The organism is Rhizobium sp. RU36D (assembly GCF_900176345.1).
In the GTDB taxonomy this organism is placed as follows: domain Bacteria; phylum Pseudomonadota; class Alphaproteobacteria; order Rhizobiales; family Rhizobiaceae; genus Allorhizobium.
Genome location: NZ_FWXU01000008.1, coordinates 160,195 through 176,756, shown reverse-complemented (window position 1 = coordinate 176,756; position 16,562 = coordinate 160,195). Strand labels below are relative to the sequence as shown.

Here is a 16,562-nt window from a genome sequence, read left to right as displayed (position 1 = left end):
CTGCTCGTGGGTAAGAATGCCCCTGAAGCGATTGCCGCAATCTGTCGTGGTGACGCGGAGGAAACACGGAAAACCTTCGCTCGTATCGGTCGACTGAATACGCTCGAATACGAACTCTCGGCAGTGCGTCAAGGCGGGCAGGACGTGGCGGATCAAGGTTCTGCGACGGCTGCGGACGGCGGGTCTCTTGAGGCCCTCCTGCGTGAGCGAGACACGCTGATCGTGGAGCGCGATGACGCCTATCGCTACCGCCAGGAGTGCAGCATTCAACTCGACGCGAAGACCAGGAAAGTTGCTCAGCTGGAAAACCGGCTGAAATATGAAATGGTCAAGACATACACCCGTATCAGCGAGCTGGATAAAGCGATCGAGCAGATGAAGGCCTCTGCCAGCTGGAGGATGACTGCGCCCTACCGTTGGACCGGCCTCAAGGTGAAGCAGACACTGGACCTGCTACGCGCGACGCCGGGCATGATCCAGCGGCAGGGAGGATTTCTGAAGTTTATCTCGAAGTCCGTCAGCGTGGTAAGGCGCGATGGCATTAGAGGCGCCTTGTCTGCCTGGCGATATGCCAACGCCCTTCCAGGTTCTGCAAACGGCAGGGCTCGGAAGACGATCGACTACGGCACATGGCTGAAGAACTATGCCACCTTGGACGACGCAGCGATCGCCACCATGACGGAACAGGTGGCCCGATGGCAGAATCCACCCCTGATTTCCGTCGTGATGCCGGTCTACAACGCTCCCCTCGACTTGCTGAAAGAGGCTGTGGCGTCGGTGCAGGCGCAGATATATCCCCGATGGGAGCTCTGCATTGCCGATGATTGCTCCACCTTGGAGGAGGTGAGGGACTATCTCAAGGCCCTGCCCGAAACCGACAGCCGGATCAAGGTGTGCTTCAGGGAGGTGAACGGCCACATCTCGGAAGCATCGAACAGCGCGATCGAGATTGCGACCGGCGGCTGGGTCGCGCTTTTCGACCAGGATGACATGCTGACAAAAGATGCCTTGTTCTACGTGGCGAGAGAGATCGTCCACAACAAGGACGTCAAGCTGATCTATTCCGATGAAGACAAGATTGAGGGAACGAAGCGGTACGACCCCTATTTCAAGCCCGACTGGAATCCGGACCTTCTGCGGTCGCACAATCTAGTCTGCCACCTCGGTGTCTACGAAATTGGTCGTGTCCGCGCGATCGGTGGATTCCGAAAGGGCCTGGAAGGCGCGCAGGACCATGATCTCGTCCTGCGTTTCTCGGAAGGCTTGAAGGCCAACGAGATCGTGCATATCCCCCGCGTTCTCTACCATTGGCGCAGCCATTCCGGCAGCACCGCACAAAGCGCAAACAACAAATCCTATGCGGTTGTTGCGGGACGAAAGGCCATCCAGGAGCATCTGGGGCGCATTGGCCTGCGCGGAACGGTCGATATTCTTCCGACCAACATGTACCGGGTCAAGTACGATCTGCCGGACGTCCTGCCGCTCGTCACCATCATCATACCCACCCGCAACGGACTTTCGCTACTACGGCAATGCATACAGTCCGTTCTGGCAAAAACGACCTACCCAAACTACGAAATCATTATCGTCGATAACAACTCGGATGATCCTGCCACGCTTGCCTACCTCTCCGAGATGGAGCAGCAGGCGAATATCAGGGTGACGCGCGATAGCAGTCCGTTCAACTATTCGAAGCTGAACAATGATGCCGTTGCGATAGCAAATGGCGAATTCGTTCTTCTGATGAACAATGATATCGAGGTCATATCGCCCGAGTGGCTGTCAGAGATGATGGGGCTCGCGATCCAGCCTGATGTGGGCGCCGTGGGCGCACGACTTTGGTATCCCGACGACACGCTGCAACATGGCGGCGTCATCCTGGGGATAGGCGGCGTCGCAGGGCATCCGCACAAGTTCCTTGCCAAAGGCGCGTACGGATATTTCTCTCGCGGCGAATTGACACAGACACTCAGCGTCGTAACTGCGGCTTGCCTTCTGATCCGCAAAAGCGTTTATGAGGCCGTTGGCGGGCTGGATGAGAAAAATCTGAAGGTCGCCTTCAATGACGTGGATTTCTGCATCAGGGTTCGAGACGCCGGTTACCGCAATGTTTGGACCCCCTATGCCGAACTCTATCACCACGAATCTGCCACGCGCGGTGTCGAAGACACCCCGGAAAAGAAGGAACGTTTCCGCTCGGAAGTCCTGTATATGTTGGACAAGTGGAAGGATGCCCTCATTCAAGATCCCGCCTATAATCCCAATCTGACACTGGATCATGAGGACTTTTCGCTGGCGTCACCCCCTCGTAACGACGGCGATCCAACTTTGGCATCGTAACGACGTGACCAGAAAACCGCGCAATCTGAAACTGTGAAGTCCGATCCCGCGCCGAAACATGAAAAAAACCGCCATGTACGATAGAACGAACGTCCAGAAAGCTTTGAAAGACATAAGCGATGGCTACTCCAAGATGGAGCTGTCGGTCTTCCTTGGCTGGAGAGATGTAAAGAAGCATTATACCCGCTCGCTCCTTGGCCCCCTGTGGCTGACCCTGTCCATGGGTTTCATGGTGCTCGGCCTCGGGATCCTGTATTCGGAGATCTTCAAGATCGACGTCGCGGACTACCTGCCCCGGCTGGCAATTGGCCTGATCTTGTGGGGCTTCATCAATGGCCTGGTGACCGGCTCCTGTTCCGTCTTCACCGCAGCCGGCGCATCCATTCGGCAGGTGAAGCTTCCGCTTTCGCTCTATGTCTTTCAGTTTGTTTGGAGCCAGGTTCTGACCCTGGCCCACAACTTCCTGATTTACATCATCGTCGCGATTGTCTTCATGATCAATCCGGGCGTCACTGCGCTGCTGTTCGTGCCGGCCATGGCCATCATCATTCTGAACGGCGTTTTCCTTGCGCTGATCCTTGGCCCCTTGTGCGCGCGTTTTCGTGACGTGCCCATGATCATCGGCAGTGTCATGCAGATCGTATTCTTCATGACGCCGATCATCTGGAGCACGGAAAGCATGCCCGAGCGTGCGTGGTTCCTGCTCGCCAACCCCTTCTATCATTTCATCGAGATCGTGCGCGATCCGCTCATGGGTTCGACCGGCACGGCCTTGAATTGGCTTATCTGCATTGCGATCACAGTGGTCATGGGAATCACTGCCTTGTTGTTCTTCAGCCGCTATCGTGCGCGTGTCGTTTACTGGAGCTGACCATGACCAAAATACAGCTCAAGAATGTGGTGGTGGACATCCCGATCTTCGGTGCGGGACATCGTTCGCTCAAGAATAACCTCCTGGCTGCAGCCACCGGCGGTCAGATCCGCTCGGAGGCAAACGCGAAGCAGGTCGTCATCCGACCGATCGACGATATCTCGCTGACGATAGAGCATGGCGCGCGCCTCGGTCTCCTCGGTCACAACGGCGCCGGCAAATCAACCCTGCTGCGGGTGCTTGCCGGCATCTATGAACCAACGGCCGGTTCCATCGAAGTGCAGGGCGATGTTGCATCCATGTTCGACATCGGCTTCGGCATGGATCCCGATGCAAGCGGCTGGGATAACATCATCCTGCGCGGAATGTTCCTTGGATACAGCAAGGTGGAAATCACAAACCGTTCCGAGGAAATCGCAGCCGTGACGGGGCTGGGCGAGTTTCTCAACATGCCGCTGCGCACCTACAGCGCTGGCATGGCGACACGGCTTGCTTTTGCTGTGTCCACTTCGATACGGCCGGATATCCTGCTGATCGACGAGGGCATCGGAGCGGGGGACGCGGCATTCCTCGTTCAAGCCAATGAGCGCATGAAGACCTTCATCGGTGAAGCGGGCATTATGGTGATGGCTTCGCATTCCAACAACCTCTTGCGTGATTGGTGCGAAGAGGGCCTCTGGATGGAGCATGGGCGCATCAAGATGCAGGGACCGATCGAAGAGGTCCTTTTGGCCTATGAGGCGTCTGTCCATGGGTAGTCGCGCCTGATGTCAGGGCAATATGCCCTCGGCCACGCCTCGCCTTTAAGGCGGGCGTCGCTGTAGACGTCAGAATAACTGTCAGCTCTCCGAAGTTGCCGCCGAGACCGCCACTGGTGGCGGCGGCTTCTCCGCCGACTTGAGCTCCCATCGACGCTCATTCCGTGTTCTCGCCGCTCCCATGGAACAACAGGCCTTTTTGCTTGACTTTCCCGGCCGGGAAACAGAATAGCGAGCCGGGATAAACGGGCATGTAAGTCCTTCCGGACCTCTAGCGACGCGCCAGAACAGGGTACCTCTTATGGACAGTGGATTGGTTTCTGGCATGAGGCCCAAAACCTGCGGCGTCATCGTGACCTATAATCCGCCGCAAGCGGAGTTGCTGAAACTGGTGGACGCCATCAGGCCGCAACTCGATCTGCTCCTTGTCATCGACAATGGCGATGGCGGACAGCTTCCAACCGCATTGCAGGATCGAGACGTCCGCGTCATCTGTCTTGGGGAAAACCTGGGCATCGGACGCGCCCAGAATGTCGGAATCCAGGAGGCGCTCGGCGGCGACTATGGCTTTGTGCTTCTGCTGGACCAGGACAGCCTGCCGGCTCCTGACATGGTGGCGCTTTTGCTGCAGGCCCATGATCAGGCCGTTCGTGAGGGCCATGCTGTCGCCGCAGTCGGTCCCAGCTATCTCGATGACCGTCAGGGTGAGATCGCGCCCTTCGTCTATCGAAAGGGCCTGTCGCTCAGGCGTCGCGTCCGGTCTCAGGACGAGAAATTCACCGAGGCAGACTTCCTGATCGCATCAGGCTGTCTCATACCGCGCGCCGCCCTGGCCAAGGTCGGCTTGATGCGCGAGGACATGTTTATCGACTACGTCGATATCGAATGGGGGCTGCGGGCCCAATCCCTGGGTTTCAAGAGCTTTGGCGTTCACGCGGCGCTGATGTCGCATTCCCTTGGCGACAAATGGGCATCCTGGAAGGGCCGCAAAATTCCTTTGCACAGCGCCCTGCGCCACTACTACCACATCCGCAATGCGATCTGGCTGGCAAGGCAGGGCTGGATCGACCTGCCATGGAAATTGATCCTTCTTCGCCGGGTTGTTTTGCAACTTGCCTTCTTCAGTGTTCGCGGTGATCACAGGCTGGATCAGGTCAGGATGATGCTCCTGGGAGTATGGCATGGCATGCTCGGCAGGACGGGGCGCCTTTAGGGTTCAAGCCAATCCTTTTGCCTTTATTTTCGTCAAAAGAGCGTGGCGTTTGCCATAAAACTCGCTTAATAGAAGACACGCAGCCGCTCCGATGGGCGCTCAATTTTGTACCGTGATTACTTATACCGCGATTAGAGAGACAAGATGACCATTTTGGTGACTGGCGGCGCTGGCTTTATCGGAAGTAACTTCGTTTTGGACTGGCTGGCAGAGAACAACGAAGCGGTCATCAATGTCGATAAGCTGACTTACGCTGGAAATCTTCAAAATCTCGAAGGCGTGATGGCTAGCAACCGGCATGTTTTCGCGCGCGTCGATATCGGTGACGGTGCCGCCATCGCGGATCTGCTGACGACGCACAGACCCCGCGCAATTTTGAACTTTGCCGCGGAATCCCACGTCGATCGCTCCATTCACGGCCCCGCGGCTTTCATTGAGACCAATGTTGTCGGCACCTTCCGGCTGCTGGAAGCGGCGCGCAAATATTGGAGCGAATTGGAAGAGACCGAGCGGCAGCAGTTTCGCTTCCTGCACGTCTCCACCGACGAGGTTTACGGCAGCCTGTCGGCCACAGACGAGCCATTCCGGGAAACCAACCGCTACGAGCCGAACAGCCCCTATTCAGCAAGCAAGGCATCGTCGGACCATCTGGTCCGCGCCTACCATCACACCTACGGCCTTCCCGTGTTGACGACCAACTGTTCGAACAATTACGGGCCCTATCATTTCCCGGAAAAGCTCATACCGCTTTGCATTCATAACGCGCTCGCCGGCAAACCCTTGCCGATTTATGGCGATGGGCAGCAAATCCGCGACTGGCTCTATGTGAAGGATCATTGCTCGGCGATCCGTCGCGTTCTGGAACAGGGCCGCCTCGGCGAGACCTATAATGTCGGCGGTTGGAATGAGAAGGCCAACCTGGATGTGGTGAAGACCTTGTGCGCCATCCTGGACGAATTGTCTCCGCGTAAGGACGGCGCGAGCTATTCGAGCCAGATCACGTTCGTGAAGGACCGTCCGGGCCACGATCGTCGCTACGCCATCGATGCCCGCAAGATCGAGCAGGAACTGGGCTGGAAGCCGGCGGAAACCTTCGAATCCGGCATCCGCAAGACCGTTGAATGGTATCTGTCGCATCAGGAGTGGGTTTCGAACGTTACGAGCGGCGCATATCAGAGCTGGGTCGGCCAGCAATACGGAGCCTGATGGCATGCGCCTGCTTCTCACGGGAAAGAACGGGCAGGTAGGCTTTGAACTGCAACGTTCCCTGGCTCCGCTGGGTGCAGTCTCTGCGTTCGATCGGTCCGGCTGTGACCTCTCCAGCGAAACATCCATCCGTGAACTCGTTCGCGACCTGAAGCCGGATGTCATCGTCAATCCCGCTGCCTATACGGCCGTGGACAAGGCGGAGACGGAACGGGAGCAGGCGGCCCTGATCAATGCCAGGGCGCCCGCCATATTCGGCGAAGAGGCTGCCAAGCTTGGCGCCCTCGTCGTGCACTATTCGACCGACTATGTCTTCGATGGACAGGCGCAAGGTCTTTATGCTGAAACGGATCCGACCGGTCCGCAGGGCGTTTATGGTCAAACAAAGCTGGACGGCGAACAGGCGCTTGCCGCAAGCGGCGCCCGCCATGTGATCTTCCGCACCAGTTGGGTTTACGGCGCCCATGGCGCCAACTTCGCCAAGACCATGCTGCGGCTGGCCGCCGAACGAGAGACACTCGGCGTCGTGGCCGATCAGGTGGGGGCGCCGACGTCAGCCGCATTGATCGCCGACGTGACCGCGCATGTCATCCGGACACTCCAGCAGGACACCAGCAAGGACCTGGGCGGGCTTTACCACCTCGTGGCCGGTGGCGAGACCAACTGGCATGACTATGCGCGCTATGTGATCGAGGCGGCGAGGGCGCGCGGCAAGGCGATAAAGGTGGCCCCGGAGGCCATCAAGCCGATCGCCACCAGCGACTATCCGACGCCCGCCAAGCGTCCGGCCAATTCCAGACTGGATACGAGCAAGCTGCGCAACACATTTGACCTTACCCTTCCCGACTGGAAGTCCGGGGTCGATTTCTTTCTTCAACAGATCCTCTAGGGCTCATCATGACACAACGTAAGGGCATCATTCTTGCCGGGGGTTCCGGTACGCGGCTTCATCCGGCAACCCTGGCTGTCTCCAAGCAGTTGCTGCCGATCTATGACAAGCCGATGATCTATTATCCCCTGACGACCCTGATGCTGTCAGGCATCCGGGAAATTCTGGTGATTTCCACGCCGCAGGATACACCGCGCTTCCAGGCGCTGCTGGGCGATGGCTCGCAATGGGGCATCCAGCTTGAATACTGCGTGCAGCCAAGCCCCGACGGACTGGCGCAGGCCTTTATCCTGGGCCGCGACTTCATTGGCGACAAGCCAAGCGCCCTGGTTCTCGGAGACAACATCTATTACGGCCACGATTTCCAGAAACTGCTGCGCAGCGCGGCGGCCCAGACCAGCGGCGCCACGGTCTTCGCCTACCATGTCCATGATCCCGAGCGCTACGGCGTCGTCGAGTTCGACAAGGAGCAGCGGGCTCTTTCGATTGAAGAGAAGCCGAAGCAGCCCAAGTCGAACTATGCGGTGACGGGCCTTTACTTCTACGACACCCAGGTCTGCGATATCGCGGCCGACATCAAGCCCTCGGCTCGCGGCGAGCTTGAGATTACCGATGTCAACAGGCGCTATCTTGAGCGGGGCGAGTTGAACGTCGAGATCATGGGCCGCGGCTATGCATGGCTGGACACCGGCACGCATGACTCATTGCTCGAGGCCGGGCATTTCATCGCCACCATCGAAAAGCGCCAGGGTCTGCGCGTGGCCTGTCCGGAAGAGGTCGCCTATCGCGCCGGCTGGATCGATGCCGCGCAACTCCAGGCTCTCGCCCAGCCGCTGTTGAAAAGCGGCTATGGCGCCTATCTGCAGAATATTTTGAAGGAAGACGTTTTCTGATGCAGGCAACGCAAACGAGCATCCCCGATGTGATCATCCTCGAGCCGAAAGTTTTCGGGGATGACCGCGGCTTCTTTCTCGAAAGCTTTAATGCGCGCACCTTTGAACGCTTGACGGGTGTTGACCGGAACTTTGTCCAGGATAACCATTCCAAGTCCAGCCGTCACGTGTTGAGAGGCCTGCATTACCAGATCCAGCAGCCGCAGGGTAAGCTTGTCCGGGTCGTGGCAGGCGAGGTCTTCGATGTCGCTGTCGACCTGCGCCGCTCCTCGCCGACGTTCGGCAAATGGGTGGGAGTGGCCCTATCGGCCGAGAACAAGAAGCAGCTCTGGGTGCCGGAAGGTTTCGCGCACGGCTTCGTGGTGCTCAGCGAAAATGCCGAGTTTGTCTACAAGACAACGGATTTCTACGCGCCTGAGCATGAGCGAAGCCTTTTGTGGAACGATCCCGCTGTCGGTATCGACTGGCCGTTTGAAGGCGAGCCCAAGCTTGCCGCCAAGGATGCGGCGGCCGTCACCCTGGACAAGGCCGAAACCTTCGACTGAATTTACACGAGCTTAAAGCCGAACTTTCGATAGAAAGTCACGGCCGAGAGCAGGAACTGCCAGACATGCCAGGCGCCCTTGCGGCTGGCATAGCCTCCGCCATGGATGATCCGAACCTCCGGCACGAAGGCGATGCGGCTGATCTGCGCCGTGCGAAGCGACAGGTCGAAATCCTCGAAGTAGAGGAAATAGTCCGGGTCGAAACCATTTAGCGCCTTGAAGACCTCCCCGCGAAACAACATGAAGCAGCCGCTGACAATGGGTGGATCCCAAAACACCTGGTCTTCGGGCATCTCCGCCATCTGGTAGCGGTCAAGACGCTTCCTGAAAAGCTGCTGGATCCGCCGCGGCGCAAATCCCCTGAGCGCCAGATCGAGTGCCGCCGGAAATCGCTTGCACAAAAACTGCCGTTTGCCGTCCCTGCCATGCACCAGAGGCGTCAGCAGGCCGCAGTCCGGATGAGCCTCCATGAAGCCCAGCGCCTTCGCGAGCGCGTCCGGAGCCATCTCCACATCGGGATTGAGGACCAGATGGTAACTGCCAACCTCCGGAAGGGCCAGATTGTTGGCGCGACCAAAGCCGATATTGCCCTGACCGGATCGTACAGCAACGGCAAGATCGGGAACCGTTTGGCATAGCCACGTGGCCAGATCACCCGGCTCCGGTGAATTGTCCACCAGAGACACGGCAAAAGGCGCCGAACTCTGCCGGAGCGCGACAGCCAAACTTTTCAGCGTCGACGACAGTTCATCGAGATTGGGGCGGTAGACAACAATGGTGACACTTATCATGCCGTATGATGTATCAGCTTTGTCGTCGTGGGGCAGAGTTTTCATCTGGCAGAAACGCACCTAAAATATGGACAGTCCGCGTTCTCGGAACAGCTGGATTTTTTCCGCAATGCCTTCCGGCGAAGGATACAATAAGCGATAGGGTTCGAGGCTGTTCGGATCGGCCTGTATTCCTGCGATCGCGTTTCGCTGAATATCACCTCTCTGAATGGCGAATGGCTTCCAATCAAAATTGTTTATTGCAAACAGAAGGGACACAACCACGGCGTATCGCGGCAGTCCCCCCCGGGCTTTTAGCTTCTCGGCCGCGATTAGAAGCAGCGGTAGCAAGGCCAGAGCCGAGAAGACCGCATAGCGAAACGCAGGCCCAGTGTAGTTCTCACTTCTCGCCAGGGCTGCCATCAGGCAGCTTCCAAAGCCGAATGCTGAAACTCCAAGGAGCGACAGATGCCTGGCGTCGCCCTTGCTCTTGATTGCAGCCAAGACCGCGAGGCCATGGAGAATCAAGGCGACGACAGTGGAAACAGCCATGTTGAGTGATGGCGTGCTCATCTTCACGCCCAGAAGGTCCAGGAAGGGACGTACGATGATATCGAAATAGATGACCAGGGAACCTAGAAGGTCTTTGCTGCGATCTTGTTCAGCAAATTCGAAACCCAGGTACAAATACAAGCCGACAGATGCGAGGAAGAACAGCAGGTAAGAAGCTGCTGAAATGTACTTCTTCTTCAATGCGGAGATGAATGCGCAAATGAGAGGCACCAACAGGCCATTTATGGACCACATCGGCGCAATCGACGCGGTAACAAATGCCGCAGTTTGGAACAGCCAGCCACTCCTCGACAAGAGCCACATGGTCAGCACGACCATAAAGCAAAGACCGATAAAGCCGACCTGGAATGGCCAGCTCAGGTTTTCCAGGTGCCTTGCCCAGAACAGGAAGCATATCGCCAGAGCCGCTGACGTTACCTTCGGTGCCTTCGATAAAGACACCAGCAACAGGCAGCTAAGCGACTGGAACACAAAGATCAGCGTCAAGCTCAGGAACCCGTTCCCATCAGACAACACCGTGTCCAGGCCGTAGATAAGCCGCGGCATCATGATGAGGTGACCGTTATGCAGGGTCCACAACTTGCCCCAGGAATCTTCAAGAAGCGCCGTCGCCCAGGCATCCCAGAAAGGCATTGGTCCATAAGCTATCGACGTCAGCCATAACGTGGATATCAGCACCACCGATGCGACGATGAGGTTTATCCAATTCAGGTATCTATCAATCACCTCAAAAGCCTTTCCGGGCATAACACGCCAAACTTTTATCTATCGGAATTCCACACCTCCCCAGTAACTCCAGTCTGAGGCGCAAGAGCCGCGACACGAGGTTTCCAGTTGGATTTCCGATACCCCTGATGGGATGACCACACGCATGGTTTGCTCGCCGCGATCAGCAGACACGTTTGCGGGATCGAGACACCGCTCGGCAATACCTCTCGATGCAGAACCTATTGCGAAACAGACGCCATCGGTTCCAGCTTCGCCGCTCCATGATCCGTCTCGCATGCCGAAGAAGAATGTTGCCTCGGAGCCAGAGGTGACAGGCATCCGCAAGACAGCTGGCGCGTGGGCAAACACACCCTCTGAAGAAACATCTATCATTGGCGGCTGCATGCGGTTGTTCGCGACAATGCCGATGGTGCGCTCGGCCCGCGCCAGCATGCTTCTGGTGAAGTCATTGATCTGGCGGGCGGCCAGGGCGGTCGTGTCAATCGCGGAGAACTTTACACGGACGGCGCTCTGATAAAAGACGCCTGGCCTTGTACCCGTTTCAACCACGAAGGATTTCGCAAACTTCAATCCGGGATACCCGACATGTCCTGTCGAGACCATGAGATACTCGGTCGTGTTGCCGACATGTGGTGACAACAACAAGCCGTCGCCCATCATGTTGGGAATCATTCTGTAGGTGCGCGAGGTCCCATCGGTATAGTTGATCGTCATCTGGCTCATCGGCGGGCGATAGAAGAGATCAATCAAACGGCCCAGCAATGTTGGCTTGATATCTATGGACACCATCCACGCTCTGTCCGGACGCGGAAAAGCAACTTCCTGATCAAAAGCCGTTTCAACCTCGATTGGTGCTTCCAGGACATTCTGGAGCGGCGCTTCTCTTTTCTTCAGCACCAAACCCAAAACCGAGGATTGGTCCGGTTCATAACGCGAGAAAAACAACGGCCAAAGTGCGCCCTCGGCGGATGCCGGATGTCGTGCGTCAATCGATCCGGGTTCCATGATCAGATAGTCGGGAGCCTCGGTGCCTGAAAAATTTGCCCGATTGCGTGCGATCAGTTTGGGCGAATAGGTCGTATATTCCTGCACCGTGGGTCGTGGCGAATAGCGCAGGTTGTGAGCAATAACCGTGGATTGTGCAGAGGGAATTATATCGACGCTACCATCAAGACGTGGCAGCGGTGTCGCCTGTTGTATTGCTGCCGCCGAGGCGTCATTGCGCGCCTGGAGATCATCGAGCCATGCCTCTGGATGCACAATGAAGGAAGCCAAACCAGTCGCATCGGCCTGGATGGACGTTGCAAGGCCGGATAAGTCCACTGACGGTACTATCGGGTTTTCCCTGTAAAGAAGCCAGTGTCCCGGAAGCACCAGCAGAATTGCAAGAAGGTTCAGGACTATGGACGCCGCTGTTATGTTGCGCACAATCTGCGCTGTCGACACGACAACCGCGGTCAGCGAACCCCAGGCGATCAGCGAATGCAGGTCATGGCGCACCATTCCCGCCTTGAATGAGACGAACAGGTAGCCGCTTATGACAACAATGCGGGCAATCGTACGGACGCGTCCGTCTTTCTCGCGATTTAGGAAACCAATGGCAACGAGTGTCATCACGAACAAGAACGTGATGGCCAACCAGGCAACGAGTTCGGACGGCCCGTGGCTTGCCGTCAGGCTCATGGCACTTGAATAGCCGCTGGATGTTTCCAATCCGGCGAGAATGAAATTCGGAAGTTGATCAATCGGTTGCCCGCACAAGGCCCATCCGAAACATACGCCGGCAACGAGAAATAGCGTATGAATTGGCGGCCGCTTCTCGATCGCTGCCGTTCCATCTAGCGCCAATACAGCGAGCGTAGCGATCGGAAAGACGGAGAATTTGGCCAGGATGATGATGCCGCACAAGAATGCGCCCGCCAGAGACACGATCGTCTGACGGCCGCGCTCAGTCGCTAGTCCGTTTAGACCTGTCAGCAAAGGCACCAACAGATAGATACTATCTATGGTTAGGATCGTTAGCGAAAGCGTCACGCCGACGATGATGACCTTACCAAACATTGCCATAGTCCGACCGTTGAGCAACGCCGTCAGCGATATGGCCAGAAATAGCACGGTAGAGAGTGAGATGATCGCACCCGTATAGGCGAATTGCTCGCTGAACTGGCGCGTATAGAGGAAAGACAGGGGGCCACCTGTAAACACCAAGTCCTTGCCAAATATCAGGCCGCGCTCCAGACCGTAGACAAGTGCTGCTTCCCAGGAAGGGTCAACGCCCGGCCGAATGAAATCAAAATCCAGCGGTTGAATCTTATGATAAAAAACCAAAAAAAAGATAACAAAAACAAGCAGTCTGGGGATGACTGGTGTTGTCGTCATCTTTAAAGCCGACATCATCTCGCTCCGGCGAAGGTGAAGTATTTGTGCATGAAATAGCTTGTGGCGATGGGGCTCAAAACCCCGATGATGTGGGCGACGGTTTCGGCATGAAAGTCAAAGCCGATCCAGGGGAAAATGAAGCGGGCGAGCGCCATGCTGACCGCCCAGACCTGGACGAGGGCGACGAGGTTGACGAGGCCGAAGCGGATATATTCATTCTGGACGCTGCGGCCGGATTTTTCGAAGACGAAGAGCTTCATCAGCACATAAGCGGTTGTCATGCCCAGCAGGTAGGCGATGACGATGGCCACGGAATAGGTGGTGACCTGCGACAGCGCCAGACGCGAGAGAATGTTGACGGCCGCCGCGAACCCGCCCGACAGGGCGAAGCGGATGAAGGGCCTGTTCATCATGGCGGTGAGATTATCCATCATCGCAGCACGGCTTCGGCCATGCGGCGACCGTAGCGAATGCTCTCCGCAATTCCGCGGTCCTCGGGATAGTAGTAGCAGGTATCGGCGACCTGGAGCCCGGCGATCGGGGTCTCGATCGGCGGCAGTTTGTCGTAGAAATTCGGCTCGCAGACCGGCTGCGCATATTTGAGCCGCCCGACTTTGGCCTCCACCAGGTCGGCCTGGGTGATGGCGGGGTTCACCTTGCGGATATAGCCGAAGGCTTCGTCGATGAACTGTTGGTCGCTCCACTGCCATTTTGGCTGCGTGGTCGGCATGTAGTAGGGCACGTAGACGATGGTCTCGTCAACGGGACGCAGGTTGGAAAACTCGATCAGGCCGGGGATGTCGATGGTGTCGTCGACGATGTTGACCCAGAAATTGCGGCTGATCGACTTCTTCAGCTTGAACAGCAGGCAGACAACGCCGATATTGCGGATCGCGTCATACTTGGCCTTGGAGTCTGCCGGAAGATCCGGAACCAGGGTCGATATGAAGGGCGTGGGAACGGTGGATATCACGGCGTCGGCGGGGAAGAACCGGCCATTGGCCTGAACGCCGGTGACGCGCCCGTTCTCGGTGACGACCTGCTCGGCCGGCGTGGCGAGGTGCAACCTGCCGCCGTTGTCGGTGAAGGCCTTGACGAGGGCATCGACCAGCGTCTGCGAGCCGCCCTCGATATAGCCAAGCTGCTCCTGGAAGATCGACTTGCGGGAATTGCCGATCCGGCGCACGCGAGTCGCGATCCAGGAGGCGGAGATGTCGTCGGCCAGTTCGTAGAATTTCAGCTCCATCAGCCGCTTCCACAAGGTCTGGTAGACCTCCCTGCCGGAGCCGCCCTCAAGCCATTGCCGCGCTGTCTTGTGCTCGATCGAGGCGAAGGATCGCGCCTTGGTGGTGAGGAACATCTGGATGCCGGTTCGCAGCTTCGCAACGAAGCTTAAGTGCGGGAAGCGCAGCAGCGAGATGGGATCACCCCAGGGATGGATGCGGCCCTTCATGAAATAGCCCATCGAGGTCGGCCGCCAGCGCATCTTGTCGCCGAGGCCCAGTTCGCGCATCAGGGCGAAGGTCGGTTCGTCGGACTTGCAGACGAAATGGTAGAAGCGTTCGATCGACAGCCCGCCGAAATCGAAATGCGCGGCCATGCCGCCGGCAACCGCGTCCGCTTCGATCAGATCCACCTCGTGACCCAGGTTAACCGCCCGATGTGCAGCGGCCAGGCCCATGGCGCCCGCGCCGATGATGACGATACGGCTCATCTCTTCTCTCCTAAAAGTCGAGCACGATGCTGCTGTAATGCGCATCGAGATAGGTTTCGCGGATCGCCGAGCTCAGCGGCGTGGCGGTGACGCCGAAGATCCCGGGCCAATCGATCACCGGGAAGGTTTCCGGGATGACTAGCGCCTCCAACTGGCTGGTCGTGAACGGAGGATTGGCGCTGAACTTGCCGTAGACGAACAACAGCGCCCAGAACAGGTGATAGGGGATATGCACGATCCGCGCCCGCGGCTTGACCGTGTCGTGGATCAGGCGAATGAGGGCGCCGTAATGGATCTGCTCGAGGCCGGAGATATCGTAGGTTCCGGTCTTTTGGCTGCGCAGCGAGGAGATGATCATGGCCGCGAAGTCGCCGACATAAAGGGGCTGGCGAATGAACTTGCCATCGCCGGGGATCGGAAACACCGGTGTGCGTTCCATGAAGCGGCGCAACCAGCCCAGGTGCTTGCGGTCGAACCAGCCGAACATCAGCGTGGGACGCAGGATGACATGGGGAATGTCCGTCACCGTGTCGATATACTTCTCCTGCGTCGTCTTGGTGCGCGTGTAGAAGTCGTCGGCCTTCGAATTGACCACGGAGGACGAGATATGCACGAAATAAGAGACGGCGTGCCGGCGCATGGCGGTGACGATATGCTGCGTCGCCGTCACGTTGTTGGCGATGAATTCCCGTTCGTCCAGGCCACCGATCTGCGCCTGGTTCAAGAGAACGGCATCGGCGCCGGCGAAGACATCCATCCACGTCCCTTCGACGGCGAGATCGGCTTCGATGACCTCGATCTCGGGATGCAGTCGGCGCAGTAGCGCCGTGTTGGTCGGATGTTTGTCGATGCCGACGATCGACAGGCTGGGGTCGGACTTCAGGCGGGCAATGACGTTCTGGCCCACCAGGCCGGCAGCACCCGTGACAATGATCTTCGTCATCAGATTTCCATTCTATTGAATATCACGCTCGGCAGGTTGCGGATCACAAGCATGATGTAGCGCCAGAAGCCGGGGGCGTAGGCGACCGGCCCGCCGCGGGTGCCCCGCTTGTAAATGATGCTGGCCACCTGCTCGGGCTTGGCCCAGAGCGCGCCGGTGCGCGTCATGCCCTCCGTCATAGGGGTGACCGTCGGGCCGGGCTTGATGAGAACCGCACGCGGTCCCTTGTCGGCGAAACGGTGCGCAATGCCTTCCACGAGGGCGGCAAGGCCGGCTTTGGCGGCGCCATAGATGAAATTGGCACGCCGCCCGCGATCGCCGGCAACCGATCCGATGACGATCAGGCTGCCACGGCCCTGTCTTTCGAGAAAGTTGGCCGTCGCCAGGCTCCAGGCGGCGGCGGAATTGAAGTTGACCCGCAGGATCTCTTCCGCCGCGACAAGATTGCGCTCGGCCTGGCCCTGGTCTCCCAGGATGCCATAGGCCAGCAGCAGATGGTCCATGCCACCGATCTGGTCCGCAAAGCCCTGCAACTGGCGCTCGGCATCCTCGGATGCCGCCAGGTCGCAGACGGCGATCTCCACGCGTTCAGCGCCACGGATCCTCAGATCGGCGGCGCTCTGTTCCAGTCGGCTGCCGTCGCGTCCAACAAGCAGGATGGTGGCGCCATCAGCGGCATAGAGCCTGGCGGTTGCTGCGGCGATGGAAGACGTGGCTCCCAAGACGATGAGTCGCAATT

General features: G+C 58.0%; 15 protein-coding genes. 8 read left to right on the top strand and 7 right to left on the bottom strand.

All coding sequences use genetic code 11. The features are described 5' to 3' along the window. Positions 1 to 6: 6 nt before the first annotated feature. The 8 genes from B9A97_RS12665 to rfbC all read left to right on the top strand — a co-directional run bounded on the left by B9A97_RS12665 (position 7) and on the right by rfbC (position 8,715). On the top strand, positions 7 to 2,340 hold the full coding sequence (locus tag B9A97_RS12665) for a glycosyltransferase family 2 protein (protein WP_244564204.1): 2,334 nt from the start codon (positions 7 to 9) through the stop codon (positions 2,338 to 2,340). 73 nt (positions 2,341 to 2,413) lie between these two features. Further along, positions 2,414 to 3,211, top strand: a complete 798-nt coding sequence (locus B9A97_RS12660; RefSeq protein ID WP_244564203.1) for an ABC transporter permease — start codon at positions 2,414 to 2,416, stop codon at positions 3,209 to 3,211. A 2-nt stretch (positions 3,212 to 3,213) separates the two neighbouring features. Then, a complete protein-coding gene (locus tag B9A97_RS12655; protein WP_084365700.1) occupies positions 3,214 to 3,969 on the top strand; it encodes an ABC transporter ATP-binding protein in 756 nt (251 codons plus the stop codon). 325 nt (positions 3,970 to 4,294) lie between these two features. Beyond that, a complete protein-coding gene (locus B9A97_RS12650) occupies positions 4,295 to 5,182 on the top strand; it encodes a glycosyltransferase family 2 protein (RefSeq protein ID WP_143530433.1) in 888 nt (295 codons plus the stop codon). A 144-nt stretch (positions 5,183 to 5,326) separates the two neighbouring features. Continuing rightward, positions 5,327 to 6,388 carry a dTDP-glucose 4,6-dehydratase gene (gene rfbB, locus B9A97_RS12645; protein ID WP_084365698.1) on the top strand — a complete coding sequence of 354 codons (1,062 nt, stop codon included), beginning with the start codon at positions 5,327 to 5,329 and terminating at the stop codon, positions 6,386 to 6,388. A gap of 4 nt (positions 6,389 to 6,392) precedes the next feature. Beyond that, positions 6,393 to 7,277 carry a dTDP-4-dehydrorhamnose reductase gene (rfbD, locus tag B9A97_RS12640; RefSeq protein WP_084365697.1) on the top strand — a complete coding sequence of 295 codons (885 nt, stop codon included), beginning with the start codon at positions 6,393 to 6,395 and terminating at the stop codon, positions 7,275 to 7,277. 8 nt (positions 7,278 to 7,285) lie between these two features. Then, complete coding sequence (gene rfbA / locus B9A97_RS12635; protein ID WP_084365696.1) at positions 7,286 to 8,170, top strand: glucose-1-phosphate thymidylyltransferase RfbA; 885 nt, start codon at positions 7,286 to 7,288, stop codon at positions 8,168 to 8,170. Further along, positions 8,170 to 8,715, top strand: coding sequence for a dTDP-4-dehydrorhamnose 3,5-epimerase (rfbC, locus tag B9A97_RS12630; protein WP_084365695.1), 546 nt, complete (start codon positions 8,170 to 8,172; stop codon positions 8,713 to 8,715). Before rfbA ends, rfbC begins: the two co-directional genes overlap by 1 nt. A gap of 2 nt (positions 8,716 to 8,717) precedes the next feature. Here the strand turns inward: rfbC and B9A97_RS12625 are convergent, their stop codons facing one another. The 7 genes from B9A97_RS12625 to B9A97_RS12595 are packed head-to-tail and all read right to left on the bottom strand — an operon-like array spanning position 8,718 to position 16,560. Next, positions 8,718 to 9,506: a glycosyltransferase family 2 protein gene (locus tag B9A97_RS12625; protein WP_244564202.1), complete on the bottom strand. Its 789-nt coding sequence runs from the start codon at positions 9,504 to 9,506 to the stop codon at positions 8,718 to 8,720. A 60-nt stretch (positions 9,507 to 9,566) separates the two neighbouring features. Then, positions 9,567 to 10,784 (bottom strand): hypothetical protein, encoded by a 1,218-nt coding sequence (locus B9A97_RS12620; protein ID WP_143530432.1) that lies wholly within the window; start codon positions 10,782 to 10,784, stop codon positions 9,567 to 9,569. Positions 10,785 to 10,823: 39 nt separating this feature from the next. Continuing rightward, positions 10,824 to 13,166 (bottom strand): hypothetical protein, encoded by a 2,343-nt coding sequence (locus B9A97_RS12615; protein WP_143530431.1) that lies wholly within the window; start codon positions 13,164 to 13,166, stop codon positions 10,824 to 10,826. A 14-nt stretch (positions 13,167 to 13,180) separates the two neighbouring features. Then, positions 13,181 to 13,600 carry a GtrA family protein gene (locus B9A97_RS12610; protein WP_244564201.1) on the bottom strand — a complete coding sequence of 140 codons (420 nt, stop codon included), beginning with the start codon at positions 13,598 to 13,600 and terminating at the stop codon, positions 13,181 to 13,183. Then, positions 13,597 to 14,880 (bottom strand): NAD(P)/FAD-dependent oxidoreductase, encoded by a 1,284-nt coding sequence (locus tag B9A97_RS12605; protein ID WP_084365692.1) that lies wholly within the window; start codon positions 14,878 to 14,880, stop codon positions 13,597 to 13,599. The genes B9A97_RS12610 and B9A97_RS12605 overlap by 4 nt, the downstream gene beginning before the upstream one ends. A gap of 10 nt (positions 14,881 to 14,890) precedes the next feature. Continuing rightward, positions 14,891 to 15,823, bottom strand: a complete 933-nt coding sequence (locus B9A97_RS12600) for an NAD-dependent epimerase/dehydratase family protein (protein ID WP_084365691.1) — start codon at positions 15,821 to 15,823, stop codon at positions 14,891 to 14,893. Continuing rightward, positions 15,823 to 16,560, bottom strand: coding sequence for an SDR family NAD(P)-dependent oxidoreductase (locus B9A97_RS12595; protein WP_244564200.1), 738 nt, complete (start codon positions 16,558 to 16,560; stop codon positions 15,823 to 15,825). Before B9A97_RS12595 ends, B9A97_RS12600 begins: the two co-directional genes overlap by 1 nt. Positions 16,561 to 16,562: the final 2 nt, after the last annotated feature.

Coding starts and splice junctions, on each gene's coding strand:
- B9A97_RS12660 (WP_244564203.1), top strand. CDS start 2,414: ATGTACGATAGAACGAACGTCCAGAAAGCTTTGAAAGACATAAGCGAT.
- B9A97_RS12655 (WP_084365700.1), top strand. CDS start 3,214: ATGACCAAAATACAGCTCAAGAATGTGGTGGTGGACATCCCGATCTTC.
- B9A97_RS12650 (WP_143530433.1), top strand. CDS start 4,295: ATGAGGCCCAAAACCTGCGGCGTCATCGTGACCTATAATCCGCCGCAA.
- rfbB (WP_084365698.1), top strand. CDS start 5,327: ATGACCATTTTGGTGACTGGCGGCGCTGGCTTTATCGGAAGTAACTTC.
- rfbD (WP_084365697.1), top strand. CDS start 6,393: ATGCGCCTGCTTCTCACGGGAAAGAACGGGCAGGTAGGCTTTGAACTG.
- rfbA (WP_084365696.1), top strand. CDS start 7,286: ATGACACAACGTAAGGGCATCATTCTTGCCGGGGGTTCCGGTACGCGG.
- rfbC (WP_084365695.1), top strand. CDS start 8,170: ATGCAGGCAACGCAAACGAGCATCCCCGATGTGATCATCCTCGAGCCG.
- B9A97_RS12625 (WP_244564202.1), bottom strand. CDS start 9,506: ATGATAAGTGTCACCATTGTTGTCTACCGCCCCAATCTCGATGAACTG.
- B9A97_RS12615 (WP_143530431.1), bottom strand. CDS start 13,166: ATGACGACAACACCAGTCATCCCCAGACTGCTTGTTTTTGTTATCTTT.
- B9A97_RS12610 (WP_244564201.1), bottom strand. CDS start 13,600: ATGATGGATAATCTCACCGCCATGATGAACAGGCCCTTCATCCGCTTC.
- B9A97_RS12605 (WP_084365692.1), bottom strand. CDS start 14,880: ATGAGCCGTATCGTCATCATCGGCGCGGGCGCCATGGGCCTGGCCGCT.
- B9A97_RS12600 (WP_084365691.1), bottom strand. CDS start 15,823: ATGACGAAGATCATTGTCACGGGTGCTGCCGGCCTGGTGGGCCAGAAC.